Source organism: Bacillus sp. JAS24-2 (assembly GCF_008274905.1).
In the GTDB taxonomy this organism is placed as follows: domain Bacteria; phylum Bacillota; class Bacilli; order Bacillales; family Bacillaceae_G; genus Bacillus_A; species Bacillus_A cereus.
On the sequence record NZ_CP031068.1, the window covers coordinates 926,941 to 950,531 of the forward strand.

The window sequence follows — 23,591 nt, forward strand, 5'->3', positions numbered from 1 at the left end:
TAAGAAGATACTAAGGAGAGATTCCTTTTAACATTTTTTAGATGCTACCTTGTTTGAAGATAGCATCTAAAAAGAAAATCTAAGTGAAGAGAATGAAAATAATATAAACTCATATTTTTCTGGGGTATGTTTATTGATTCTATTGAAATGTTTACTCTATATTCTTCTTATAATTAGGCCTCAACAAACTCTTAAAATCCAACTCAGCAATTAGCACACTCAACAATATAAGCGTAGCCCCTAAGTATCCTTTTCCTGTCAGCGTTTCACCTGTGAAAACGAAAGCGAAGCCTGCGGAAAAGACAGGTTCTAATGAGAAGATAAGTCCTGTATGTGTAGGCGTCGTGTATTGCTGGGCGATAACTTGCACGATGAATGCGACTGCGGTGCAGAATATGCTTAAGGCTAGGATGATTAACCATGAGTTGGTTGTGCTAGGCAGTTTTGGCGTTTCGATAATGAATGAAAAAATAAGACTAAATAAGCCGACGAAACCGAGTTGTATGACGCCAAGTGCAATGGAGTTCACATGTTTCGTTACGCTGCCAGTGATGATGACGTGAATCGCATAAAATAAGGCAGACAGTATGCAAAATATATCGCCATTACCGATCTTGAATTCGCTCGTTAATGTTAATAAGCCGATTCCTATTATCGTTAAAATAATTCCCACCATAACTTTCTTTTCCGGAATGTGTTTTAAAAATATAGCTGATAATATTGGAATGAAAATGACTGTGAGACATAGTAGGAAACCAGCATTAGAAACACTCGTATACTTTGTACCGAAAGTCGCGAAAATGTAAACGATACATAAGACAGAAGCGAGTATAAATGCATATTTTACAGTTTTAAAATCGATCTTAAATAAATGTTTGTAAAATATTAAACCTGATAAAAGAAAAGCGATAATAAATCGTAATGCGATTAAATTATATTCTTCTATGCCATCAAGTCCAAGTTTTGTAAGTAGGATGGATGCACCCCAAAAAAATGTAACTAGTAGTAACATTAAATCCGCTTTTAATTGTAGTTTCATTTCTATTCCCTCGTTATGTATAAATTTTATAAGCCCATACCCCTATCCCCATTATTCATTTTAATATTAATTCTGAATATTTGTAACTTAAATTTATCGACGTTTTATTCCATAAAAAAAAGAGGCTGTTTATAAAACAGCCTCTATGTACCTGAAAATCCGAACCTTGACTAAAGACTACGTACAATCTCCAACCCTTTTCTTGTTAAATGAATCCCTGCTCTACCTTTTTTTATTTCCACATACCCTTTCATCTTCAGGAAGTTCAATCGGTGTCTAACCTGTGCCTCAGTTAATTTCATTTCGACTTCTTGGCTCTTTTCAGAAATAATTCTTCGTCCGATTGCCTTTCCTTTTTCTTCATAATTCATGATAAGGGTAAGGATGAAAAGTGATTCTTGATCAAGAGCGTTTGAATTTGAAGAAAAGGGTTTAATATTTTCTGCCTGATCGCTATTTGTTTTCTTATGTGGAGGCTTTTGAAAATAATGTTGATTAGGCAAATCATTTTTTGTTATTTGGTTTCCGGTACGGACAGCAAGCATATAATCTATCGTATTTTTAAGTTCTCGTACATTTCCGTACCATGGATATCCTTGCAGTTCTTCAATTAGTTCTTGTTCAATTTTGACTTTAGGGTCCGATAGTGCGACAAAATGTTTAGCTAATAATTCAATGTCATTTCGGCGCGCCCTTAATTCGGGAAGGTGTATAAAGAGTACTTTAAGCCTATGGTATAAGTCTTCTCTAAACATATTTTCTTGAATCATTTTCAGTAGATCCTTATTGGTTGCTGCAATAATTCGGACGTCTATCGGGATAATTTGGCTTCCGCCAACACGCATAATCTCTTTTTCCTGCAATACTCGAAGGAGTCGTGCTTGAAGTTTCAGGCTAATATCTCCAATCTCATCTAAAAAAATAGTGCCGCCATTTGCTTGTTCAAATAATCCCATTTTCCCGCCCTTTTTTGCTCCGGTAAACGCTCCGTCTTCATAACCAAATAATTCACTCTCGACTAAATCATCCGATAAAGCACTGAAGTTAACAGCAAGAAAAGGGCCGCTATTTCGCTGGGAAGCATTATGAATAGCACTTGCAAATAACTCTTTTCCGGTACCACTCTCACCCTCAATTAATACAGTTAAATCAGTCTTAGCTAACCTTTTGGCAATTTGTTTCGTGTCTTGGATCGTAGAGCTAATCCCAACGATATTATGAAAATTGTATTTTGCTACATAACCTTTTTTGACAAATTCTTTTCTCAATTTCCGTTCAAATCCGATGGTCTTAAGGGCATTTCTAAAAGTAACAATAATCGATTGATCATTTATATGTAGGCGTTCTACTATTACATCCGAGCCGTTTACAACAAATATTCCGCTTTCTTGTTGCTTATTCAAAAGGATGAAGTTTACTAAATCGATATTATCAATAATGGCATCAATCGAATGACCAATAGCATTTTTACTTTTTATTTTCAGCATGCTTTCCAGAAATTCATTAAAGACAACAATTCTTCCTTCATAATCAATAGCTAGTATGCCATCACCAACACCATCAATAACTTGATGAAGTTGTCGATGAGCTTTAGCTAAATTCTTTGTTAAATCTACTATTTTTCGATAGTATCTCTCAGAAACGTGGTTACCTGATTCCTCCATTAAATGAAATCGATCTAGAATGGACATGATTGTAGTAATATCTATTAATCTATGGCCAATATTAATTACTTTTTCTACAAAATCAGGGATAATTTCAAGTTCGCCAGGTGTGATTGCGAGCTTGATCATTTGTATATTCGTTTTTCCAGGATAGTATGGGACATATTCAATATGGTTTAGCCCTAATTGACGCATCGTTTCAATTGATTCGTATACTGTTTCATGATTATCATTCACATATAGGGCTTGTGTTCCTTCTGGTAAAAATAAAAGCTGGTCTACGTTTTCATAATTTAATGTTCGTTTTGCTATTATTACTTCGCAGTTTTCCCCAATAAAGTCTTTCACCGTTTCTATCGTAAATGTATTAGGTAACAAGATTAATGTAGAATGAAATACTTTTGGAATACTTTCTTCTACAGAAAAACTTTCGATATCTATGAGATCACCTACCATCTCCGTTAGTTGTTGATGTAGGGCTTTTCGTGTTTCTTTTAAAACGGTGATCAATACAATGTGGTTGGTTTCAAATTTGTTCATAGAGCACCTCTTTAGTTGAATGGAATTGGTCTAAAGTTGGTTATTAATTGGTCATTATGTAACCAATTAATAACCAATTATAATACATTTCAGTATAGTAAACACCGATAAAACGACAAAATATTTAAAAATATGTAAATAATCACTTTAATTTTAATGTTGGCACGATATTTGCTTATATCAATGGTGTGTAAAGAAATAGGGAAATGAGTAGAGTCATAATTTACATATTTAATTCTTTACCACTTGCTAGAAAAGGGAGGTTAAGAGTATACAATTTCAACAGAGAAAGACAACGAAACCATTTAAATTATGAGGTGAGAGAAAATGAAACCACTAATTGGTGTTACTGGGTATTATGTTGATCATAGTGAAATAGGGAAGGAGGGCTTGCGAGGGCTACCAGGTCAAGATATGGCTCTCTTTTCTTATGACTACATCCGCTCCCTTCAAAGGGCAGGTGCAACGGTTGTTCTACTTCCAATTGAGGGAGTGGATCAAATTGAGTCCACACTTAATCAATTAGATGGATTGTTATTGGCTGGTGGCGCGGACATCAATCCAATTTATTACGGTGATACTCCAAAATCATATATAGGCACTGTAGAGGAAGAACGAGATAATTTTGAATTAAATCTGGCAAAGCAGGCTTTAGAAAAAGATATTCCTATTTTAGGAATTTGCCGAGGATTACAGGTGTTAAATGTTGCAGCTGGTGGATCTCTTTATCAAGACTTAGAGCACGAGATGGGGCCAGAATATTTCCATGTTCGAGAACAGTTCCGTAAATGGCAAGGCTCTCATTCTGTAGATCTTCTGGAAGAGGGGAAAATTTATGAGGCTATTGGCCAAAAATCTTTAATGGTTAATTCTTTTCACCATCAAGCAGTGAAAACATTAGGGAAAGATTTTGAGGCGAGTGCATGGTCCTTTGATGGTGTAATAGAGGCTATTGAATCGAAGGCTCATCGTTATGTAGCAGCGGTTCAATGGCATCCAGAAATGATGTCGGAAAGGGATGTCTTGCAGCAACGTTTATTTAACCAATTTGTAAATGAAATTAGTAAAAAGGTAGTTAAATCATAGCGTGTTATAAATAAAAGAATTGGTGGATAGCTTGGTATGTCATGGTTGTGGGGAAACCAGGCTGCCGGCTGCTTGTAAAAGTAATAATCATTGGGGGATGAACGAATCCCCCAATGATTAAAGTTTCACTCTATTGCAAAGGGGATTGGTATATGAGTCAAGTATCAGAGAAGGCAGTTTCATTTAAGCCAGAAGAAAAAAAGGAAAAAAAAGAATGGAAAATAAACGTATTTGCAATGTTACTTGTCTTGCTAGTTATTGCGGCTGTTATTACACATATATTGCCGGCCGGAAAATATGAACAGATTGAAAAAAATGGGTATACAACAGTAGATCCAAATTCATTTAAATGGATTGAATCAACGCCACTTGGATTTTTTGATACGGTAAAATCTATTCCTACAGGGATGGTAGAAGCTGCTAATATTATCTTTTTTATTCTTATTATTGGAGGTTTTTTTGGTGTATTAAAGGCATCCGGTACAGTTGAGGCTCTTGTTTCAACGATGGCAAAAAAACTCGCTAACCGTGAAAAGTTAATGATTCCTATTATCATGCTGTTCTTTGCACTTGGCGGGTCATTAATGGGGATGGCTGAGGAAGCTTTAGTGTATGTACCTCTATTTATTCCGCTAGCTCTTGCGGTTGGATTTGATACGATAACAGGAACTGCGATGGTACTAGTAGGAGCGTCTGTTGGATTTACAACGGCAATTATGAATCCGTTTACAGTTGGGCTTGCGCAAGGGATAGCGGGTCTTCCTATGTATTCGGGGATGGGGTTCCGCCTCGTTTTATTCGTAGTCATATATGTAATTGCTGTTACATTCGTTTATCGTCATGCGATGAAAGTAAAGAGGGATCCTGCAAGTGGAATTTACGGAAAATTCGATACAAACAAGCAAGACAGCCTACTAACAGCGAAAGTAGAGTTAACAAAAAGACATAAATGGATATTAACGGCCTTTTTAATCAACTATATTATTCTTGTATTCGGTGTTATTAAGTACGAGTGGTATATAAAAGAAATTGCAGCCTTATTTATTATTTTAACTATAATCATTGCAATTCTCGGCAAGATATCTCTTGATGATACTGTAGAATCTTTTACACAAGGATCGGCATCTTTAATCGGGGGAGCTTTAATCATTGGTGTATCACGCGCTATTTTAGTTGTATTGAATCAAGGGCATATTATAGACCCGCTACTGTATCAAGTGTCGGAAGGAATGGAACATATTTCTCCTTTTTTAAGTGTTGTTGGAATGTACAACTTCCAAGTAGCGATTCATTTTATTTTGGCATCAGGTAGTGGCCATGCGATGTTGACAATGCCTATCATGGCGCCACTTGCAGATTTATTGGACATTACACGCCAAACAGCAGTATTATCCTTTTCATTCGCCGATGGTATTGGAAATATTATTTTTCCGACAGGTGGTACGCTAATGGCTGGATTAGCAATTGCAGGAATTTCATGGACAAGGTGGGCAAGGTGGATTCTTCCTTTAATTCTAATTGAATACTCAATCGGTTTACTAGCAGTTATAATTGCTCATCTTATTGGTTATGGTCCGTCTTAATAAAAGGTGAATATGCTTTCAGTTATAGAAAGTTCGGATTTGAAGAAGATCGCTAAATAATGGTGATAGAAAAGCCCGGTTTAGAAGGGCTTTTTTTCTATGTAAAATTTCATTTGTTTGGTTTACATAATATCTTTACAATCATTTGATAAAATATATGTAACTGCATATTGTGAGGGTGGGTGGTTATCCCTTCTTTCTATTTGGAAGGAAGGGATAATATGGAGTTTTTGTTTGACCTTGTAAAAGAATTTGTAGAAGCGACTGTACGTGAAGTTTCAGCGTGTTTTTTGCGGAAGCAACTTCTGGGTAAGGACAACAAAAAACCCACTCCGCGCCGTAGGAAGCAAAAGGGTGGGTTTCGTAAAAAATAGTAACGTGTAATAACCACCACCCTATACGGTAGCAGTTAAGGAAGAGATTTTAGCGCATCTCTTCTTTTTATTATATGCCAATTTATTCGCTGTCACACTTATATAGTATTCTACCGAAAATATATCATACTCCTATTTTGTGGTCAATTTGATTGCATGATTGAACAGGTGTAGTCTTATTCTTTTTCAAACTGAAAAATATCCCTGTTAATAAGTTGGTGGAGATACCTATCCATTTCAGCAGCAGAAACTTTTCTTTCATTTTTAAACCACCATGCGCTTAATGAGGTGATTGCCCCTGAATAAAATTCAATGATTAGATCATTTGGCATCGTATGATTTTTGCGCAGTTGATGTAACGCTTCTATTTCTTGTTTTCTCGTTTCGTGACTTAAATACTGTGTCCGGTTAATAAATTGTTCATCAGACATTTGCGTTTCTAATATTTTACCGATTTCTTTATGGTGTAGAAATTGTTCCATTACTTGAAATGGTTTACTTAATCGATCTGAAACCGGTATTCCCGCAATCATCTTGCTGTATCGTTTAAATCCAAATGCTAATAAAGCATCTTTATCTTCGAAGTGTTTATAAAAGGTTGTTCGGTGTACCATCGCGCGGTCACATATTTGGTTAATTGTGATCGTACTATATTTCTGTTTTGATTGTGTCATTAATTCAAATAAGGAATCCCATAGTAATTTATGTGTACGTCTAATACGTAAATCAATTTGTTTTTCATTATCGTTCATCTACAATTCTCCTTTTTTGTAGATTAAATATACAGTGGCTGAAAATTGATTCTCCCTTTTTAATCTACATATGTATATTATATTACATGTGTTCTGGTGTATTTAAAGTTTTTTAGTAAGAAACAGGAGGAGAATTTGCAAATGAATATGACAACTAAGAGCCCAGCAAATGGCAAAGTTGATACTTCTAATATGAAACATACCCCTATTTTAATTGCATTACTTCTAGGGGCAATGGTTGCATTATTAAACGAAACGTTACTTGGTAATGCGTTAACCGTATTAATGAAAGAATTTGATGTAACAGCTTCAACGATTCAATGGCTTTCTACAGCTTACATGTTAGTAGTTGGGGTTTTAGTCCCGATTACAGCGTTACTTCAACAATGGCTCACAACGAGGCAAATGTTTTTAATCGCTATGGTAACGTTTTTAGCTGGTACATTAATTGCGGGATTTGCGCCGACATTTTCCGTTTTATTAGTCGGCCGTATCGTCCAAGCGGTAGCGACAGGGTTAATTTCACCGTTATTAATGAATACGATTTTAATTATTTGTCCGCCTGAAAAACGTGGTGCAACAATGGGATTAATCGCACTTGTAATGATGGCAGCTCCAGCAATTGGCCCTACATTATCTGGAGTAATCGTAGACTCACTAAATTGGCGCTGGTTATTCTATATTGTTATTCCTGTCGTGGTCATTTCCATTATGATTGGAATGAAGTACATTCAAAATGTTTCAGAGTTAACAAGGCCAAAAGTAGATTATCCATCTATCCTTTTATCGACACTCGGATTTGGCGGACTTGTGTATAGCTTTAGTGCATCAGGTGACTTAGGATGGTCCGATGCGAAAGTGTATGGCACTTTACTTGTTGGGCTTATCTCATTATGTATTTTTGTCTTTCGACAATTGAAAATTGAGAATCCAATTTTAGAATTACGCGCATTTAAAGTCCCGATGTTTACATTATCAGTTGGATTAATCGTCATTGTGATGATGTCGTTATTTTCAACGATGACTTTATTACCGATGTTCCTGCAAACAGTTTTACTCGTTACAGCTTTTAAATCAGGAATCATCATGCTTCCGGGAAGTGTTATTAGCGCCATAATGGGACCAATCGCAGGTAAACTATTTGATAAATTTAGTCCGAAAGTTATTATCGTTCCCGGTATTGTGTTAGTGGGGATAGCAATGTTCTTATTTAAAGGCATTACTCCTGATACATCAATGGTACAAATTATTGTTATGCATAGCGTATTAATGGTTGGACTCATGTTTGTTATGACAGCACAAACATACGGTTTAAATCAATTAACACCAGATTTATATCCGCACGGAACAGCACTGTTTAGCACACTGCAACAAGTAGCTGGCGCAATTGGTACAGCTATATTCATATCGAAAATGTCTTCAGGAACAACTAGCTATATGGAAAGCTCTGCAAATCCACTGAATCCAGTAGAGAAGTTAAACGGTTTAACATCCGGATTCCAAGGTGCATTTACACTTGGGCTAGTCTTTATAATTGTTGCGTTTATCATATCGTTATTTTTAAAAGAAGAGAAAAAGGGAGTAAAGGCAGCGAGGGTTTTACAGAACGAACATTAAGGTTTATATAAAAAAGACATCTTTCCCTAAAAAAGATGTCTTTTTTATATTTTTTTCGTAACACTTGTTTTTGATGTCTTAATACATAAGAATTGGTATGTAAAATATTTGTATTTTTTGAACATGAATAATTATTGAGAATAACGATGCAAAGCTGTGCTAATAACTAAAAGTCCAATAATGAGAGAAAGTGTTCTTATAATAAGTTCTGCCACTAATAGTTCACCAAATGATTTAGTGACATCGTATATAGATCCTGTTATGAGAATAGGTGCAATCATAATTATAATTCCAATTATTATTTGAAGAAGTAGATTGATGTTTTTATTCAAGACAATCACCTCCAAAAAAATAGGGAATGAGAATATGGGTTTTTTTGTATTATAAAATGATTATATCGTATTACATTAGACAATATAATCATTTTTAAATAGTAGAAATTAGAGACTCTTCAATAAAAAGGAATTAAATATGGTATTCTTTAGTTAAGATATGTAAACGAAGACGGGGGAAATGAAGATGGATAAGAAGCTAAAGTATTGGCTAGCATCTATTATAGGGGGAGTAGTACTTGCAACTGGTATGACTTATGGAATATTACAGTTTGCTGAAGTCCCGCTTAAGGGTGAGGACCATGTTTTTGCAGAGGTTAATAAAGAAGACATACTATCGAATGAAGCAGAAGTGAAAGGTTCAAATGCACAACTTCACATTACAGTAACTTCTACTGAAGAAGAAGTTATTTCAGCTATGCATAGCATGACTCATCAAAAAGTAAAAGCGTGTGAAGGAAAGGGAGCAACCCCTATGTCCAAAAAGAATGCAGAGAAAGTAAGAAATATTCTAAACGGAAACAATTTCAAGAACAAAGAAGAGCTATTAGCAATTACTGAAAGATGGGCAAATAGAGATTTTAGTAAAATTGTAGAAGAACATAACTATTTTATTAAACTTCAAGGTGGCAAGATAGGTGAAGCTACAGTGATGGATAAGGTAGACGAGCAAGTATTCTGTCTCAATACTTTCGGTGATGATGTAACGGCCGCATTAATTAAATCAGGAGATCTTCAAGCGCTGTAAGGTGTTTTTTCTCTGATATAAAGAAAGCCTCAAGTATTCATATACTTGAGGCTTTTCCAATGGAAAGATAGGAATGGTCCGAATTCTTTACATTAAGAACAAAGTGGAATTACTCCTAAACCAATTAATAAAGCTGCAGCAACTGCTGGAATTGGTACAGGAATTTGAATACCTTCTACAAATAAGAAATATTGACCACTTACTATTTTAAAACAAACTAATTGCATGGCTATTCCTCCCTTCTTTTAGGATTAATACATTATATTAATTTATATATCTATTTATATAGTTAAATTATTTATTTTTAAAAATATAGTTAATATGTGAATAGTCTTCGAAAGGACCTGCTCAATCAATGCGGAAAAACATAAGATGAAACGAATCCATTAAAATACATGAGTGAACCTTAGTTTTCCCCTCTTATCTAAAGGAGGAACTATTATGGGTTATGGTGGTAGTTGTGGCGGTTGTGGCTTTTCTGGAGGCTTTGCTTTATTAGTTGTGTTATTCATTTTATTAATCATCGTTGGAGCTTCTTGCTTCTGCTAAAAACTATTGGAAAAGACACTCATATAGAGTGTCTTTTCTTTCGTGCAAAATGATTCCTGACAATAGCCAACTGTATAAAGTATACGGTATACTTTTGCCTCATTAGACATATAAAAATGTTGGAGGGATGTTATGAAACTAGTAGGGAAGCACATTTATATTCGGCTTTATAAAACTGATGATGCCAACGAGTTAGCTAACTTACATATTAGAAATCGCGAATTTTTTCAACGAGTTTGTCCGTTGCTCCCAGAAGTTTTTTATACAGAAGAACATCAAAAAATACGTCTTGAACAAGCTCTAAAAAAGACAGCTGAAGGGCAAGTATACCCTTTTGGAATCTTTTTAAGAGAAAATGATAAACTGATTGGAGACATTTCATTAACTCAAATTGTTAGGGGAGACCTCCAAAGCTGTTATACGGGATTCACTTTAGATAAGGAGCATAATGCAAAGGGCTATACAACAGAGGCTCTTCAACTTGTTGTAGATTTTGCTTTTAGGGAATTAAAGCTACATAGAATTGAAGCAGGAGCGATGCTTGATAATATAGCATCTATTCGTGTATTAGAAAAAGTGGGGTTTAAAAAAGAAGGTATAGCGAAAGAAAATATAAGGATTAATGGCAAATGGACAGATCATCAAATATTAGCTATTATCAATAGTTTGGATGTGTAAGTTTATTTTGATTCCAATAACGATAATTATGTAAAGGGCTGTCTATATCGACAGCTTATTATATTTTTTGCTTAGCGTGATTTTTTCGGAATGCTGGCGGCACCCCATCGCTATCAGGTTAAGGAAAACGTTCCTCACCAAAATGATAAAAATAAATTTCCTTAGTATAAAACACAAAGAATTTTTAGCTTGATGTGTATGTGTTGATATCCATAAAATAAAAAAGCACTCAACTGAGTGCCCTCTATATACCTAATAATTGTTTTTTCTTCGCTTGGAATTCTTCTTCAGTAATAATACCTTGGTCTAACAACTCTTTATACTTTAATATTTCGTCAGCACCACTTGTAGTTGCAGCCACTTGTGTTTGCCCCTTATTTGACAATATTCCTTCTATGTATGTTTTGATTTCTTCAGCCATTTTTTGCTCTTTTTTTACAAACATAACTGTATTTTCATCTTTTGTAGCTGCAAATACTCCACCTTTGCTTTCTTTACTCCCCATAAAAATAAATTGGATATATCCACTAGTAAATCCAGCCTGCTTCATTTGTACCCCAGTTAACGTATTGATATCAATTGTCTTTTCGCCATCTAAACCATGATTCATAAGGTTTACAAAGCCTTTTCTTTTTATGCGGATAAAATTCCCATCAATAGTAATTGTAGACTTTCCAGCACTTTTAAATTCATATACTTTATTCACTATAAATCCTCCCCAAAAATATATAAGAACATAGTATATTATAACTGTATTTCTATATTTTGTATTATAATTTATGAGAAGTTTATGAATCTAATAAAATATAAATTTAAAAAACCTCCGTAGACATCTAAAGGGAGTTTTTACACTAACAACATTAGCATCAAGAGATACAAAAACTTTCTTACTTGAGGATGTTTTCAAAGTATTACTGTCTCAAATGCTACTACAGCTAACGCTTTACTGATTCCATTATTTATCCAACAAACAACATATATTTGTTGTGATAAATCAAATTCATATTACTGTGAGAATAGTGACTATGGCTAGTATTAGTTATTAAAGAGAGCTTTGGCTCTTTTTTTATTTTCTTTCGACATAATATTACAATATACGAATTAATAGTTTGGTATTATTATCTAGAAATCTTACATTTATCTACAAATTATTATTGTATTTTTAGATTTTTAAATGTAAAATATTTCAATGTAAATACATACCATTTAGGGGGATAAAGAAATTTATGAAAAAATTATTAGCTTCAGCAACAGCGGTAACACTATTAACAGTGGGGTACAGTTCTTCTGCATTTGCAGCTAAGAGTCCTAATGATACAAAAAACTGTGGTCATTTTAAAAGTCAACAAGATGCTCAAGCATTCTGGGATCAAAATGGATATGGTGTTGGAAATGATCCACACCGTTTAGATAATGATAAAGACGGCATTCCATGTGAAGATTATAAATATCCAAAGAGCACAAATACTACAACAGAAAATAAAGAAACTACTAAACCTCAAGAACAACCTAAACAAGAAAACACTAAACAAGAACCTGTTAAACAAGAAAACACTAAGCAAGAGAATTCAAAACAAAATAACCAAACAACAAATAATAAACAAGAACAAACTAAGCCTCAAACAACTGCAAAAGAAACAAAGAAAAATACTAATACAGTTGTGAAAAAAGAAACGAAAAAACAAGGTGGAAAATTACCTAATACAGCATCAAACGGTGTTACAATGATGTTAGCAAGCTTAGGATTAGCATTAGCTGGTTCTGTATTAATGTTCCGTCGTAAAAAGACAAACGCATAAAATAGTTCCTTAAAACGGCAGGAGAAATCCTGTCGTTTTCAAATGGAGTGATAAAAGTGAATAAAAAACAATGGATAGGCTTATGTTTAACTGTTATTGGACTTACTATCTTTTCCTATTATTTTCTAGAATGGTATAGTGCTAGACAATCAGCAGAGTCGTTAACAACTAACGAGGCTAAACAATATGAGACCTCCACACCTTCTAAAGAAAATGAAACGCAAAACATCAATCAAACAGAGACAGAGACAAAGATTGACACTTCATTACAAGAAGAACCTGTACAAATTCCCGCTTCAAAGGTAAACCATCAGTTAGGAGATAAAGTAGCATATTTAATTATCCCTAAAATACAAAAGAAATACTCTATATTTTGGGGAGCTGATGATAAAGTACTAAAAAAGGGTGTAGGTATGTTTGTTAGTGACTTAACTACTACACCATCTGGAAATGGTCATACAGTTTTAAGTGGACATAGAGATACTGTTTTTACCGAGCTTGGTGAATTAAAGGAAAATGACCAACTTATCGTGGAATATGAAAATAAAACATATACATATGAAATTAACAAGCATTGGATAACAGATTCAGAAGATCGAACAGTTATTGTAGAAAAAAGTGAGCCAACATTAACATTAACAACTTGTTATCCTTTTGACTATATAGGAGACGCTCCAGATCGGTACATAATTGAAGCATCTCTACTTTTCATTCATTGAGGATGGAAAGTCCAATACACATTAATTTTAATAATATGTATTGGACTCCCATTCAAGTATCATTTTGCTCAATGAATAATTGGTATATTTTAGGGTTTTTTTACTATTTTTATGTTAAGATATTTTGGTTGATATTCATCTTATTTTAGGAGGTTGGAAAATCTGTTACATGCTTTTCATATGGATTTTAGTTTCTATACCGAAAGTATAAAAGTTTTAGGGTTATTAGGGAATTCTACTCGCTTATCAATTGTTTGTAAATTGATTACATATGGATCGTTGTCAGTTTCTGATTTAAGTAAGCAAACAAGAATTACAGAGGATTTGATTGTACAACATTTGCGTAAATTAGCCTTTGGAAATATTGTAATTAGTGAACGTATAGGGAAAAGGCTTTATTTCAAAATAAAAGATAATAAAACAATTGAGATTATTAAGGTATTAGGATTACTAAGTTAATTTTCATTACTTTCAATATAAATGATTTTGCTATAACTCAATTGTGCAAAATCACATTTAGCCCGCCTACGGAAATAGGGAGGTTTTTAATATACAAAAAGGCGCCCATATAAGGGTGCCTTTTCCAATAGTTTTTTAGCAGAAGCAACTGCATCCGATAATGATTAATAGTATAAAGAGTACAACAAGCAAAGCAAATCCGCCAGCAAAACCACAGCCTTCTCCGCAACTACCACCATAGCCCATAATAGTTCCTCCTTTAGGTAAGAGGATTAAAACTAAGGTTCATTCATGTATTTTAACGGGTTCACTTTACTTTATGTTTTTAAGAATGAATGGAGTAGGTCCTTTTTTATTTTATCGAAAGTAAACTTTTAGCCAGCAGTTTATTTTCCTACTATTGATTTTTATACGTATTTGGTGAAAAATCAAGGAGCTGCAAAAAAATACTATACCGAAAGTTCGGTATAGTAATGTGCATATCAAAGATCCCACTTTGGTATATCTCCGAAAGAGTCATAAAAATCTATGTTTTTTTAATTCAGTTGCAAACTACAAAACTTTTTTTGAAAGAAATGTACATACAAATTATATTTTATTCCATAACTCTCTAACTTTTGTTCATGGTAGTCTGATATTGAAAAAATATAATATTTGGTACGACATCACTTTGTTTTTTTATAAAGTTTTGTAATTAAACTATAATATTGTATTTTTTTTGTATTATTGAAATTAGTAATAATAAAATGTATTATTGAAAAGCACAATTTATAATTCAAGTAATCAGGACTATGCGCCCATTATAATTTGAACATTCAGAAATTATAATATTGTCTAAAAATGAGGTGAGATTCATAGAAACAGTACATATTAAATGGTATGGAATGTATAGTATAAATGATTTTTATAATAGGGAAGAAGCTTCTAAGAAGGGGATATTTGCAATCTCTAGAGTATGTGCTAAGAGTGTAACATTGCTATATATAGGACAAACCAAAAGAAGCTTTATACAAAAGATAAGGGAACTTAATAAGGAGTGGCTTTTCGATGAGAGCGAATTAAAGATTACATTAGGAATAATAGAATTTCCTAGTGGTGAAATTTACTCTGAAAAGAAGGTAAAAGAGATAAAATCCCTTTTGATTTTACGACATACCCCATTAGAAAACGAAACATCTTTATTATACTATAGAGGGAAATTTAATTTAAAAATTATAAATAAGGGAAGAAGAGGTTTAATTGTTAAAAAGCTTTCTACAGGAGATCTAATATGGACATAATTGGAATCACCTTTGAATAAAATTGAAAGTTTCTTAAGTGCAGAAGCTTATCTATTTTTAATGTATTAAACTATTTTGAATAACATATGTCAGATACTTGAAAAAACACAAATTTTATTATGATATGAAATCCTGTATGGAAAGTGTAGTTTATTTCTATTGTTTAATAAAAATATTAAGAATTTTAGGGATAATACATAAAGAGTAGAGGAGAAAGTAAACACGGAGGTTTGAAGAATGGGACAAGTAAGCAGATTTCAAGAAAAACAACAGAATCGTCGTCAAAAGGCAATTTTTAATATTGCATTTACTTTGGTATTAGTGACAGTTGGTATAGTGACATACCAATTGTTTACCCCTTCTAATACATCAACGAAAGCAATTGCTCAAGAAAAGAAAGTAACAAAGATAGAAGAGAAGAAAACTGAAGATAAAGAAACAGCAAAGATAGAAGAGAAGAAAACTGAAGATAAAGAAACAGCAAAGATAGAAGAGAAGAAAGCTGAAGATAAAGAAACAGTAAAGATAGAAGAGAAGAAAGCTGAAGATAAAGAAGCAGCACAGCTAGAAGAGAAATCAAAAGCAGAAAAATCGGTAAAAATGAACGGAACTGAAAATAATGAGGAAGAAAAAACGGCATCTCAAGAAAAGGGTTCTCAAACTAATCCTTCTTGGAAGCCAATTGGTACCGAGCAAGGAGCAAAACCTGAAATGAAATTTAAAGAAGGAACAGTAGATTGGAGTGAGATGAAAAAAGCAATTTCTTATGCTGTTGATGTTCCAGAGAGCCAATTGATTTTCGATTTTATTGGGAATAATGGTAATAATAAAGCCTATGGTAATGTACGAGATAAGCAAAATAATAAAAAATATAAGGTTAATATTGATTGGGTAGAAAATCAGGGGTGGAAACCAGTATCTGTACAAGTGGTAAGATAAATAATAGAAATGTAATGATGTAAATCAGCTGTCCATATGGACAGCTGATTATTTTTTTTGCTTAGCGTATTTTTTTGAAAATGCTGGTGGTACCTCGTTGAGAAACATGAATTAAATCTATATTTTGTTTTATTTACCTCACCTCACTACTTTATCCATAACTTCTTTATATTTATAATAGTAATTAGTTTCAAATAAATAGTTGTGCGGAAGAAAATGTTCCTTGTAAGTAGTAAGCATCCTTTACAATTTTAATTTATAATTATTTATAAAAAAGAAAAGACACCCTAAGGTGCCTTCCTTCGACTTGAACCATCTTAATTTTAATAATATATTGGACTCCCATCCAAATATTATTTTACCATGTTAAATTGTTTTATTCATTGAGAAATATAGTTTCATTTTATATTTAAAAGAATTCTATAGGCTAGAACCACCTATTAATTAGGGGGAACTGACATGTTAAGCTAATATTATAGTACTTCTAGAACGGAAATTTTTTTTAATATGTATACGAGCCACATACCAAAAAAAAGACACTCTCAAGAGTGCCTCTCCTTAGCAGCCGAATCCGCCGCCCCAACAGCTAGCGCCAACGATGATTAATAAGATGAAGAGCACAACAAGTAAGGCAAATCCGCCGCCGAAACCACAGCCTCCACCACAACTACCGCCATAGCCCATATTAACTCCTCCTTCCATAAAGACCATTTATTAATGGATTTAATTTAATTTATGTTTTTAAGGATGAATGGAGCAGGTCCTTAAAAAAATAAAAGGATTTTAGAAGTTAAAAAGAGTTGACGACCTTATTTTTGTCACCGGTATCCCGCCTTCTACATATTGTATTTTATTCTGTGTATTGGGGGAAGGAGGATCTTATGGCTAATTCTGAGATGATTTTACGTTTACTTACGGATTTAAAGATTGAACAACAATTGCTGAAAGAACAGTTAGAGAAAATGCAAACAGCTGTGACTATTCTTGAAGAAAAATCAGTGACGCTTAAAGAAAAACCAGCGACGCTTAAAGAAAAAACAATGACTCCTGAAGAAAAACCATCTGTTACAAAGCAAAGAGCTTTTTCTGGACGCCCAACATCTTTTCGTGATTGGAGAGCATCTAGTCAAAAAAATTAGGGAATGTTATGTGAAATGATAAATGAAAAAGTACAGTCTGCTGTAGAAAAGACTGTACTTTTTTATGTTAGTAGAGAATGTTAAGGGAGACGTATTTATTTTGCCTATTCCAATTCCACTTTTAATTGGAGCTCTTTATCTAACTTATCATTATTAAATTTTAAAGTTAATCCTCGCGTGTTTTTCGGTACATCGAATACAATGTTTCCGTCCGAATGTTCATCAGGGTTAACAATACCAAATTTAAATGTAGACGTATTTGCAGCTTTAAGTACGGATTGATATTCATTAGAAATGTGATATTCTCTTCCAAATCCATCAATTAATTTAAAGTTGTTAATATCTAGTGTAATGGGTTCTTCTTTACGATTATAAACTGCGATGTCTAATACTTTAAAGACACCTTGTGCTTTAACTTCTCCAGTCCCTATAACATCTAATGACTCGGCAGATCCCATTGACATGTATACATCAGAGGAATCTACATTGGTAGGAAGTTCTTTTTGCGAATCCTTGCTGCTAAGTTTGTCATTCTCTGTTTTTTTAGAAGTCGCCTGCTCATTTTTCGCAGGTGCATCATGTGAACCGCAAGCTGATACTCCAAACAAGAATGTGCTACATAATAATGAGGCTAATAACTTTTTGTTCATCGTTTCTTCCTTCCAAAATAGAAGCACTTTAATGAGTGCTATATATTTGTCTTTATATGTATTACATTTTATATCTTATTATATTAATTTTGGAAGGAAAAGGGAAAATATTGTGCATTTCTCTGATTCGAGTTATTTATCCCGCTATTTGCCGGGCAGTAAGACCCCCACTTAAAAATTCAGCGAAAGCAAAGAAGTTAGGTGGGGGCTGATTAAAGTTTCACTTTATCTGTCTAAAAGTTGAAATTAAAATGAGCCCCATAAATGATAAACCATTCCACTAACAAAAAACACTAATCCTAAAAATAAAACAATTAAAGCAAGCATTCCATTTTTATTATGTTCCATAAAATTAGCTCCTTTTTTCATTTACTTACATACAAAAAGCCTTTAGTCGTAATTATGGCTAAAGGCTGTGGTCATTATACTTTTGTGGTCAATATTACTTTATCTAGCTGTATCTGAGTAATATTCCTCAGCAAGAAACTCTTTAATAAGTGATATTTCATTTGTATCTGGATTAAACTTAAATATTTTAATTTGATTAGATTCGCCTTTGTATGCAAATGTATTCTCACCAACTTGGGTCATATTGCTGGTGTTTAAGATAGGATCGCTACCGTGATCAGTAATTTCTACAGTTTTCTCCCGGTCCCAGAATGCAATGACAATAATCAAAATGATAAGACATACCCGTATAAAACGTAATTCTCTTGCAACAGGATGTTCCATCTGTTAGTCTCCTTTACTGTTTGATAGAGTCTGTTTATAAAAGAGATAATTCCAATGAATATAAATAAAAAAGACACCGTAAAGTGTCTTTTTTATTTTAGTTATGCGCATTACTTAATAAGACGCTAGTTCCTCAGTCTGGCTATGAGTAACTATGTAGGGTAATTCCATTATAACATTTTAACCAGTAATGGGTCTATATGGAATTTTATTGATTTTCTTTTTGATTATTCAGAATTACTTACCAAGTATTTGCATGAGGAAAGCAGTGAGACAGAAGCGACTAAACTTGTTTTAGAAGAGTGTCTTTTTTGTATCATTGTGAGTAGAGTGTAGAGTTATATTTCCCTTTACACAAACATAACGGTATAATATAGTTAAGTTAAGTAAACTTAACTATTAAACGAAACGAAATAAAAGCATGGAGGATGCTATGACTAGAACGTATAAAGAAGTAATTAATGAAATGAATCGAGCCTATACGGAACTTTATATTTTACTATTTCAAGATTTAAAGGATGAATTCGGTCTTACTGGGCAGCAAGAGAGCATGTTATTTCATATTCATTTAAATGAAAACACGACAGCAAATAACATTGCGAATACGTTTAATATAACGAAAAGTGCGGTGAGCCAAGTTTTATCGAAATTGGAAAAGCAACAGATGATTTCAAAACAAGTAAACCCTAATAATAAACGGGAGTATTTTCTTACACTTGGTCCAAACGGTAGTAAGTATATAGAGCGGTTGTCTGAGTTAGATGATGTATTAATTGAGAAATACTTTTCTAAAATCGATATAAATGCCCTAGAGCAAATGACAGAGACGTTAACGAAAATAAATAAAGTGATATTGGAAGAAAAGCAGAAGGATCTTGATTGTAATGAGTAAGAACTTAGATGAAGCAATTAGTAGAAAGGAGGGGAAGCATGTGATGAGTTACATACCAAATATGATTACGATAGCAAATTTTGTGTGTGGGCTTTTGGCTATTCATGCTGTTTTCGTTGACGATATGTACGGTGCAGTTATGTTCATTATTACAGGTATGGTCCTTGATTTGTTTGATGGCATGGTCGCTCGGAAACTTGATTCTGTTTCAGAAATTGGTGGAGAGTTGGACTCATTTGCGGATTTAGTTACTTTTGGTGTGGCACCATCTATTCTTGCATATAATGCCTCGTTAAAAGATTTGCAGTCTATCGGGATGATATGCGCGCTCGCTTACAGTATTTGCGGAATGCTTCGGCTTGCGAGATTTAACACACAGCAAAGCAAACTCCCAACATTCATCGGAATGCCCATTCCATTCGCGGCGATGTGTCTCCTCATTTTATGTCGCCTAAATAATCCAGTTTCCATGGCATTTGGTACAAGCGTACTCGCTTATTTAATGGTGAGCAAAATCAAATTTCCTCATTTTAAAAAAGATATAGCTGAAAGCTTGGATTCTGAAAGCTTGGATTGATAATACGGAATTACAATGAGAAAGATAAAGGAGAATAACATGATTCGTATGGCATTAAGATCATTCAACATACAAATGTATTGTTTGCTAGGCGTAATGTTATTGGGATGGCTCGTGACACCTTTTCGAGCCCAGTTTGTCGGGGTAAGCATTGGCCTTTTGGTGAGTATGTACTGCGCCTGGATTTTAGGAAGGCGTATTGAAAAGTTCGGAGATAGCATTGTAAAAAAAGAAAAAGCACCGATGCTCGGAATGATAAATCGGTTCGCAGCCGCAATACTCGGCGCGATTATTATGTATGAAATTGAACATCATGAATTCATGTGGACATTTGCAGCTGGAATTATGGGTGGGTATTTCTTGATTATTATTAATTTGGGGTATTACAGTATGAGGGATGAGAAGGGATAGATGAGGAAACTCTCAAGTATAGAATGATATACTTAAGAGTTTCCTCATTTTAAATTTATCTATTACTTGTTGTAACATATCCATTAGAAAAATCCCCATTGCTGTACTGTTTAGCTTTTTCAGTACGTCTAACAATATAACATATATATTCATTATTTTTGGAAATCTTAATCAATTAAATGTCCCTTTTTCGGGGGGCACTTCATTTCTCTAGAAGGCTTTTCTCTTTTTCCCGAGAATGAACAGTAATATATAATCTAATTTTCGTGAATGTAATGGGGAGGCAGTAAAATTTGAACAGAAAAATTTGGTTTGTATTTACTTTTTTTGCTCTTTTAGTAGCTAGTTATATTGTTGTCCAGTATTTTATTATGGATGGATTTCAAACAGGGCTTGTAAAAGCGAAGCTTATGTATGGATCTAAATTAAGTGAGTTCTGGTATGTGATGTTAGTTATACATATTACGACTAGTATAGTAGCATTAGTAATTGGTCCTTTCACATTATCCACTAAATTTAGAGAAAGGAATATTAACCGTCACCGAATAGTTGGGAGAATCTATATGGTTGGTATATTATTAGGAGGCGTTTCTGGACTATACCTATCCTTTTATGCTACGGGAGGATTGGTAGCGAAGCTAGGTTTCGGTTTGTTATCCATACTTTGGCTAGCATCAGCATATCAAGCATTACATAGAGTTAAGAATAAACAAATTAAAGACCATCGGAACTGGATGATTAGAAATTATTCTTTAACCTTTGGAGCAGTTACATTAAGAATTTGGCTACCGTTGTTTATAGTTCTATTTGGAATAGAGCGGTTTGAACTTAGTTATGCTATTATTGCTTGGTTAGCATGGGTACCTAATTTAATTTTGGCAGAATTATTCATAAGAAAAAGACTTAATAAAGGAAAATACGAAGGAAATGAGGATTTACATTTTTGATGTGAATCTGCTGTTATATTGAGAACAGAATTCTTCAGTAATTCAATACTTTTATAGGTGTAAGCATGGCGTTACCTAACAACGAATAGCGGATTCCTAATAAGAGTAATAATAAAAACTAACATAAAATTTAAGAAAAATTTTATATTTACCCCACTTTTTATTTTAAAAGTTTTTCCTATCCTATAAACAAGTTACATCAAGGAGGAGACTGAAAATGAAGGAGTGGGGATTTTATATTTTTAATATATTCCCGATATTTGAAGCGAAAGTACTATTTTTTAAACTATGTTCTAAAATAATAGATGAAAATGTAACGTTAGGGGATTCCACATGCATACAGGAGTTTTGATTAGTTATTTGTATACGTATTTTTTTACTATTATTTTTTGTGTGGTGTTTCAAATTGGATTGTACTCTAAAGCGAAAAGAAACATATCTATTCGGCATTTTCTATGGGTATATATTTTTCTATTCTATCTTTCGCTAGTGTATAAGGTGACGCAAATCGCGACTGTATGGGATATAAGTAGATATGAAACGTGGATTCGTGTAAGTCAAATCAACTTGACTCTATTTGATACGGCAGGTAGTACGACGTATCTTTTAAATATTGTACTGTTTATGCCATTAGGTTTTTTATTGCCGACTATTTGGCCGCAATTTAGAAAAATGAAAAACACCGTATGCGCGGGATTCTTTTTTTCATTGGCAATTGAGTTAAATCAATTACTAAATAATAGAATTACGGATATTGATGATTTATTTACGAATACCCTCGGAGCGGTGGTTGGGTATGTATTATATAAAGTATTATATACAGCATTATTTAAAATGATATTGAAAAGAGAGGAAAAAAAGTTTGATACGAATTCTTCTCTAGTCATAAAATACGAGGCTGTTTTTTGTTTAGTGTGTTCATTTGTAGGTGCGATGTTAATTTATCATCCAGCTTTATTCGGAAGACCTGTAATCATCCAGTGAGGTGATTACGAATTTCTTTTGAACGCTCGTGCGATATTTCAATTTGTAAAAAGCCTTTAACTTGTTATAGTTAAAGGCTTTTATCATCATAATTTTTACTTACCAATTACCCACTCTAACATCCACCTTCAACCACTTCACCCAATCCAAATCCTCTACCTTAAGCAAACTAAGCGAAACACCCTTCATATCTAAAGAAGTTAACAGCGTACCAACCTTTACGAATGTGACTTGCAATCCTTCAAGTTCACACAAACGGCGAATGTCGTTTGCGAAAATGTATTGTTCCATTAATGGTGTCGCACCTAATCCATTAATGAGGATCGCAAAGTTGTCACCTTTTCGCCAGCGATAAATGCTTTTAAGTTTGTTCATTAGTTCGATTGCTAATATTTCAGAAGAGGATAGTGCTTCTTTACGATATCCTTTTTCTCCGTGAATGCCGACGCCGTAAAAGACTTCATCTTCGTTTAATGAAAATGAAGCTTTTCCTTTCACCGGATCGGTTGCAGGTGAAAGGGCGACTCCTAATGTGTGTAAGTTTTCAGTGATAGAACGGCCAAGTGTTGTTAGTTCTTCTAAAGAATGGCCTTCAAGAGCGGCCGCACCAAGTATTTTTTGAACGAAAACAGTACCAGCGACGCCGCGTCTTCTTTTATTAAAAGAAGCATCATCTTCAATTGAAACGTCGTCATTTACGATGATGTGGTCAATTTTTCTTCCTTCTTCTTTAGCGATCTGCTCAGCCGCTAGAAAGTTCTCAACGTCATCTTTAAAGTTTTTGATGATGAATAAAATACTTTTATCTTTTGGCATAAGGCGAGTAGCCGCTACAATTTGTTCCACTGTAGGCGGAGTGAAAATGCTGCCGTTTACTGCCGCTGTAAGCATACCTTTTCCTACATAGCCAATATCAGCGGGTTCATGTCCGCTACCACCGCCGCTTATAATCGCGACGTTTTGCTTTAGTTTTTCGATATCCTTTACATAAATGATGTTATTTGTTTCGTCGTAATTTACTTTGTCGTTATGTTCAAAATAAAAGCCATGCAGCATATCTTGAACGATATTTTGTACATCATTCATAATCTTTTTCATTGC

The 23,591-nt window shown here is 33.8% G+C and carries 28 protein-coding genes; 17 read left to right on the forward strand and 11 right to left on the reverse strand.

All coding sequences use genetic code 11. From position 1 onward, the window contains the following. Nucleotides 1–151: 151 nt before the first annotated feature. Nucleotides 152–1,039, reverse strand: a complete 888-nt coding sequence (locus DN407_RS04820; RefSeq protein WP_149216062.1) for a DMT family transporter — start codon at nt 1,037–1,039, stop codon at nt 152–154. A gap of 170 nt (nt 1,040–1,209) precedes the next feature. Further along, a complete protein-coding gene (locus DN407_RS04825; protein ID WP_149216063.1) occupies nt 1,210–3,243 on the reverse strand; it encodes a sigma 54-interacting transcriptional regulator in 2,034 nt (677 codons plus the stop codon). 327 nt (nt 3,244–3,570) lie between these two features. Here DN407_RS04825 and DN407_RS04830 point away from each other — a divergent pair, with 327 nt between their 5' ends. Together DN407_RS04830 and DN407_RS04835 are read left to right on the forward strand one after the other, a co-directional pair. Then, the gene (locus DN407_RS04830; RefSeq protein ID WP_000803246.1) at nt 3,571–4,329 is read left to right on the forward strand and encodes a gamma-glutamyl-gamma-aminobutyrate hydrolase family protein; all 759 of its coding nucleotides are present in this window, start codon (nt 3,571–3,573) and stop codon (nt 4,327–4,329) included. A gap of 152 nt (nt 4,330–4,481) precedes the next feature. Beyond that, nucleotides 4,482–5,912, forward strand: coding sequence for a YfcC family protein (locus tag DN407_RS04835; RefSeq protein ID WP_149216064.1), 1,431 nt, complete (start codon nt 4,482–4,484; stop codon nt 5,910–5,912). A gap of 550 nt (nt 5,913–6,462) precedes the next feature. Here the strand turns inward: DN407_RS04835 and DN407_RS04840 are convergent. Continuing rightward, the gene (locus tag DN407_RS04840) at nt 6,463–7,038 is read right to left on the reverse strand and encodes a TetR/AcrR family transcriptional regulator (protein WP_149216065.1); all 576 of its coding nucleotides are present in this window, start codon (nt 7,036–7,038) and stop codon (nt 6,463–6,465) included. A gap of 141 nt (nt 7,039–7,179) precedes the next feature. On the opposite strand from DN407_RS04840, the gene DN407_RS04845 reads away from it, so the two are divergent. After that, nucleotides 7,180–8,655: an MDR family MFS transporter gene (locus DN407_RS04845; RefSeq protein ID WP_149216066.1), complete on the forward strand. Its 1,476-nt coding sequence runs from the start codon at nt 7,180–7,182 to the stop codon at nt 8,653–8,655. A gap of 131 nt (nt 8,656–8,786) precedes the next feature. On the opposite strand, the gene DN407_RS31505 is transcribed toward DN407_RS04845, so the two are convergent. Then, on the reverse strand, nt 8,787–8,987 hold the full coding sequence (locus tag DN407_RS31505; RefSeq protein WP_001038824.1) for a hypothetical protein: 201 nt from the start codon (nt 8,985–8,987) through the stop codon (nt 8,787–8,789). A 187-nt stretch (nt 8,988–9,174) separates the two neighbouring features. Between DN407_RS31505 and DN407_RS04850 the strand changes: the two genes are divergently transcribed. Then, nucleotides 9,175–9,735, forward strand: a complete 561-nt coding sequence (locus tag DN407_RS04850) for a PRK06770 family protein (protein ID WP_000358637.1) — start codon at nt 9,175–9,177, stop codon at nt 9,733–9,735. 92 nt (nt 9,736–9,827) lie between these two features. Here DN407_RS04850 and DN407_RS32040 read toward each other — a convergent pair whose 3' ends face one another. After that, on the reverse strand, nt 9,828–9,962 hold the full coding sequence (locus DN407_RS32040; RefSeq protein WP_001177693.1) for a hypothetical protein: 135 nt from the start codon (nt 9,960–9,962) through the stop codon (nt 9,828–9,830). Nucleotides 9,963–10,176: 214 nt separating this feature from the next. On the opposite strand from DN407_RS32040, the gene DN407_RS04855 reads away from it, so the two are divergent. Then, nucleotides 10,177–10,284 (forward strand): YjcZ family sporulation protein, encoded by a 108-nt coding sequence (locus DN407_RS04855; RefSeq protein ID WP_000540375.1) that lies wholly within the window; start codon nt 10,177–10,179, stop codon nt 10,282–10,284. 132 nt (nt 10,285–10,416) lie between these two features. Then, entirely contained in the window at nt 10,417–10,962 is a 546-nt protein-coding gene (locus tag DN407_RS04860; RefSeq protein WP_000779770.1) for a GNAT family N-acetyltransferase, read from the forward strand. Nucleotides 10,963–11,206: 244 nt separating this feature from the next. Here the strand turns inward: DN407_RS04860 and DN407_RS04865 are convergent, their stop codons facing one another. Next, nucleotides 11,207–11,668 (reverse strand): DUF4429 domain-containing protein, encoded by a 462-nt coding sequence (locus tag DN407_RS04865; RefSeq protein WP_001045577.1) that lies wholly within the window; start codon nt 11,666–11,668, stop codon nt 11,207–11,209. Between the two features lie 520 nt (nt 11,669–12,188). Between DN407_RS04865 and DN407_RS04870 the strand changes: the two genes are divergently transcribed. From DN407_RS04870 to DN407_RS04880, 3 genes are all read left to right on the forward strand, one after another. Further along, nucleotides 12,189–12,761, forward strand: a complete 573-nt coding sequence (locus tag DN407_RS04870; RefSeq protein ID WP_149216067.1) for an excalibur calcium-binding domain-containing protein — start codon at nt 12,189–12,191, stop codon at nt 12,759–12,761. A gap of 56 nt (nt 12,762–12,817) precedes the next feature. Next, entirely contained in the window at nt 12,818–13,480 is a 663-nt protein-coding gene (locus DN407_RS04875) for a class D sortase (protein WP_149216068.1), read from the forward strand. A 180-nt stretch (nt 13,481–13,660) separates the two neighbouring features. Further along, nucleotides 13,661–13,939: an ArsR/SmtB family transcription factor gene (locus DN407_RS04880; protein ID WP_000347623.1), complete on the forward strand. Its 279-nt coding sequence runs from the start codon at nt 13,661–13,663 to the stop codon at nt 13,937–13,939. Nucleotides 13,940–14,074: 135 nt separating this feature from the next. On the opposite strand, the gene DN407_RS04885 is transcribed toward DN407_RS04880, so the two are convergent. Then, nucleotides 14,075–14,185, reverse strand: a complete 111-nt coding sequence (locus DN407_RS04885) for a YjcZ family sporulation protein (protein WP_000540371.1) — start codon at nt 14,183–14,185, stop codon at nt 14,075–14,077. A gap of 599 nt (nt 14,186–14,784) precedes the next feature. Between DN407_RS04885 and DN407_RS04890 the strand changes: the two genes are divergently transcribed. Both DN407_RS04890 and DN407_RS04895 read left to right on the forward strand, forming a co-directional pair. After that, entirely contained in the window at nt 14,785–15,219 is a 435-nt protein-coding gene (locus tag DN407_RS04890; RefSeq protein ID WP_149216744.1) for a sodium:proton symporter, read from the forward strand. A 237-nt stretch (nt 15,220–15,456) separates the two neighbouring features. Beyond that, the gene (locus tag DN407_RS04895) at nt 15,457–16,158 is read left to right on the forward strand and encodes a YrrS family protein (protein ID WP_149216069.1); all 702 of its coding nucleotides are present in this window, start codon (nt 15,457–15,459) and stop codon (nt 16,156–16,158) included. A gap of 558 nt (nt 16,159–16,716) precedes the next feature. On the opposite strand, the gene DN407_RS04900 is transcribed toward DN407_RS04895, so the two are convergent. Continuing rightward, nucleotides 16,717–16,842: a YjcZ family sporulation protein gene (locus DN407_RS04900; RefSeq protein WP_000540377.1), complete on the reverse strand. Its 126-nt coding sequence runs from the start codon at nt 16,840–16,842 to the stop codon at nt 16,717–16,719. Between the two features lie 197 nt (nt 16,843–17,039). Here DN407_RS04900 and DN407_RS04905 point away from each other — a divergent pair, with 197 nt between their 5' ends. Then, a complete protein-coding gene (locus DN407_RS04905; protein WP_000013694.1) occupies nt 17,040–17,297 on the forward strand; it encodes a hypothetical protein in 258 nt (85 codons plus the stop codon). Nucleotides 17,298–17,401: 104 nt separating this feature from the next. On the opposite strand, the gene DN407_RS04910 is transcribed toward DN407_RS04905, so the two are convergent. Both DN407_RS04910 and DN407_RS04915 read right to left on the reverse strand, forming a co-directional pair. Further along, a complete protein-coding gene (locus tag DN407_RS04910; protein ID WP_001035574.1) occupies nt 17,402–17,947 on the reverse strand; it encodes a DUF4352 domain-containing protein in 546 nt (181 codons plus the stop codon). 447 nt (nt 17,948–18,394) lie between these two features. Further along, nucleotides 18,395–18,679, reverse strand: coding sequence for a YmzC family protein (locus tag DN407_RS04915; RefSeq protein ID WP_149216070.1), 285 nt, complete (start codon nt 18,677–18,679; stop codon nt 18,395–18,397). Nucleotides 18,680–19,112: 433 nt separating this feature from the next. Between DN407_RS04915 and DN407_RS04920 the strand changes: the two genes are divergently transcribed. From DN407_RS04920 to DN407_RS04940, 5 genes are all read left to right on the forward strand, one after another. Then, nucleotides 19,113–19,571, forward strand: a complete 459-nt coding sequence (locus DN407_RS04920; RefSeq protein WP_000198946.1) for a MarR family winged helix-turn-helix transcriptional regulator — start codon at nt 19,113–19,115, stop codon at nt 19,569–19,571. After that, nucleotides 19,564–20,148, forward strand: a complete 585-nt coding sequence (gene pssA, locus DN407_RS04925; RefSeq protein ID WP_149216071.1) for a CDP-diacylglycerol--serine O-phosphatidyltransferase — start codon at nt 19,564–19,566, stop codon at nt 20,146–20,148. The genes DN407_RS04920 and pssA overlap by 8 nt, the downstream gene beginning before the upstream one ends. A gap of 39 nt (nt 20,149–20,187) precedes the next feature. Continuing rightward, nucleotides 20,188–20,559 carry an ATP synthase subunit I gene (locus DN407_RS04930; protein WP_149216072.1) on the forward strand — a complete coding sequence of 124 codons (372 nt, stop codon included), beginning with the start codon at nt 20,188–20,190 and terminating at the stop codon, nt 20,557–20,559. Nucleotides 20,560–20,852: 293 nt separating this feature from the next. Beyond that, a complete protein-coding gene (locus DN407_RS04935) occupies nt 20,853–21,506 on the forward strand; it encodes a DUF2306 domain-containing protein (RefSeq protein WP_001080293.1) in 654 nt (217 codons plus the stop codon). A 333-nt stretch (nt 21,507–21,839) separates the two neighbouring features. Beyond that, on the forward strand, nt 21,840–22,490 hold the full coding sequence (locus DN407_RS04940; RefSeq protein WP_098664053.1) for a VanZ family protein: 651 nt from the start codon (nt 21,840–21,842) through the stop codon (nt 22,488–22,490). A gap of 99 nt (nt 22,491–22,589) precedes the next feature. Here DN407_RS04940 and dhaQ read toward each other — a convergent pair whose 3' ends face one another. Continuing rightward, entirely contained in the window at nt 22,590–23,588 is a 999-nt protein-coding gene (gene dhaQ / locus DN407_RS04945; RefSeq protein WP_097862420.1) for a DhaKLM operon coactivator DhaQ, read from the reverse strand. Between the last annotated feature and the right edge of the window lie 3 nt (nt 23,589–23,591).

Coding starts and splice junctions, on each gene's coding strand:
- DN407_RS04915 (WP_149216070.1), bottom strand. CDS start 18,679: ATGGAACATCCTGTTGCAAGAGAATTACGTTTTATACGGGTATGTCTT.
- DN407_RS04895 (WP_149216069.1), top strand. CDS start 15,457: ATGGGACAAGTAAGCAGATTTCAAGAAAAACAACAGAATCGTCGTCAA.
- DN407_RS04900 (WP_000540377.1), bottom strand. CDS start 16,842: ATGGGCTATGGCGGTAGTTGTGGTGGAGGCTGTGGTTTCGGCGGCGGA.
- DN407_RS04860 (WP_000779770.1), top strand. CDS start 10,417: ATGAAACTAGTAGGGAAGCACATTTATATTCGGCTTTATAAAACTGAT.
- DN407_RS32040 (WP_001177693.1), bottom strand. CDS start 9,962: ATGCAATTAGTTTGTTTTAAAATAGTAAGTGGTCAATATTTCTTATTT.
- DN407_RS04910 (WP_001035574.1), bottom strand. CDS start 17,947: ATGAACAAAAAGTTATTAGCCTCATTATTATGTAGCACATTCTTGTTT.
- DN407_RS04930 (WP_149216072.1), top strand. CDS start 20,188: ATGATTCGTATGGCATTAAGATCATTCAACATACAAATGTATTGTTTG.
- DN407_RS04920 (WP_000198946.1), top strand. CDS start 19,113: ATGACTAGAACGTATAAAGAAGTAATTAATGAAATGAATCGAGCCTAT.
- DN407_RS04880 (WP_000347623.1), top strand. CDS start 13,661: ATGGATTTTAGTTTCTATACCGAAAGTATAAAAGTTTTAGGGTTATTA.
- DN407_RS04825 (WP_149216063.1), bottom strand. CDS start 3,243: ATGAACAAATTTGAAACCAACCACATTGTATTGATCACCGTTTTAAAA.
- DN407_RS04845 (WP_149216066.1), top strand. CDS start 7,180: ATGAATATGACAACTAAGAGCCCAGCAAATGGCAAAGTTGATACTTCT.
- DN407_RS04870 (WP_149216067.1), top strand. CDS start 12,189: ATGAAAAAATTATTAGCTTCAGCAACAGCGGTAACACTATTAACAGTG.
- DN407_RS04835 (WP_149216064.1), top strand. CDS start 4,482: ATGAGTCAAGTATCAGAGAAGGCAGTTTCATTTAAGCCAGAAGAAAAA.
- pssA (WP_149216071.1), top strand. CDS start 19,564: ATGAGTAAGAACTTAGATGAAGCAATTAGTAGAAAGGAGGGGAAGCAT.
- DN407_RS04885 (WP_000540371.1), bottom strand. CDS start 14,185: ATGGGCTATGGTGGTAGTTGCGGAGAAGGCTGTGGTTTTGCTGGCGGA.
- DN407_RS04940 (WP_098664053.1), top strand. CDS start 21,840: ATGCATACAGGAGTTTTGATTAGTTATTTGTATACGTATTTTTTTACT.
- DN407_RS04820 (WP_149216062.1), bottom strand. CDS start 1,039: ATGAAACTACAATTAAAAGCGGATTTAATGTTACTACTAGTTACATTT.
- dhaQ (WP_097862420.1), bottom strand. CDS start 23,588: ATGAAAAAGATTATGAATGATGTACAAAATATCGTTCAAGATATGCTG.
- DN407_RS04830 (WP_000803246.1), top strand. CDS start 3,571: ATGAAACCACTAATTGGTGTTACTGGGTATTATGTTGATCATAGTGAA.
- DN407_RS04905 (WP_000013694.1), top strand. CDS start 17,040: ATGGCTAATTCTGAGATGATTTTACGTTTACTTACGGATTTAAAGATT.
- DN407_RS04840 (WP_149216065.1), bottom strand. CDS start 7,038: ATGAACGATAATGAAAAACAAATTGATTTACGTATTAGACGTACACAT.
- DN407_RS04850 (WP_000358637.1), top strand. CDS start 9,175: ATGGATAAGAAGCTAAAGTATTGGCTAGCATCTATTATAGGGGGAGTA.
- DN407_RS04855 (WP_000540375.1), top strand. CDS start 10,177: ATGGGTTATGGTGGTAGTTGTGGCGGTTGTGGCTTTTCTGGAGGCTTT.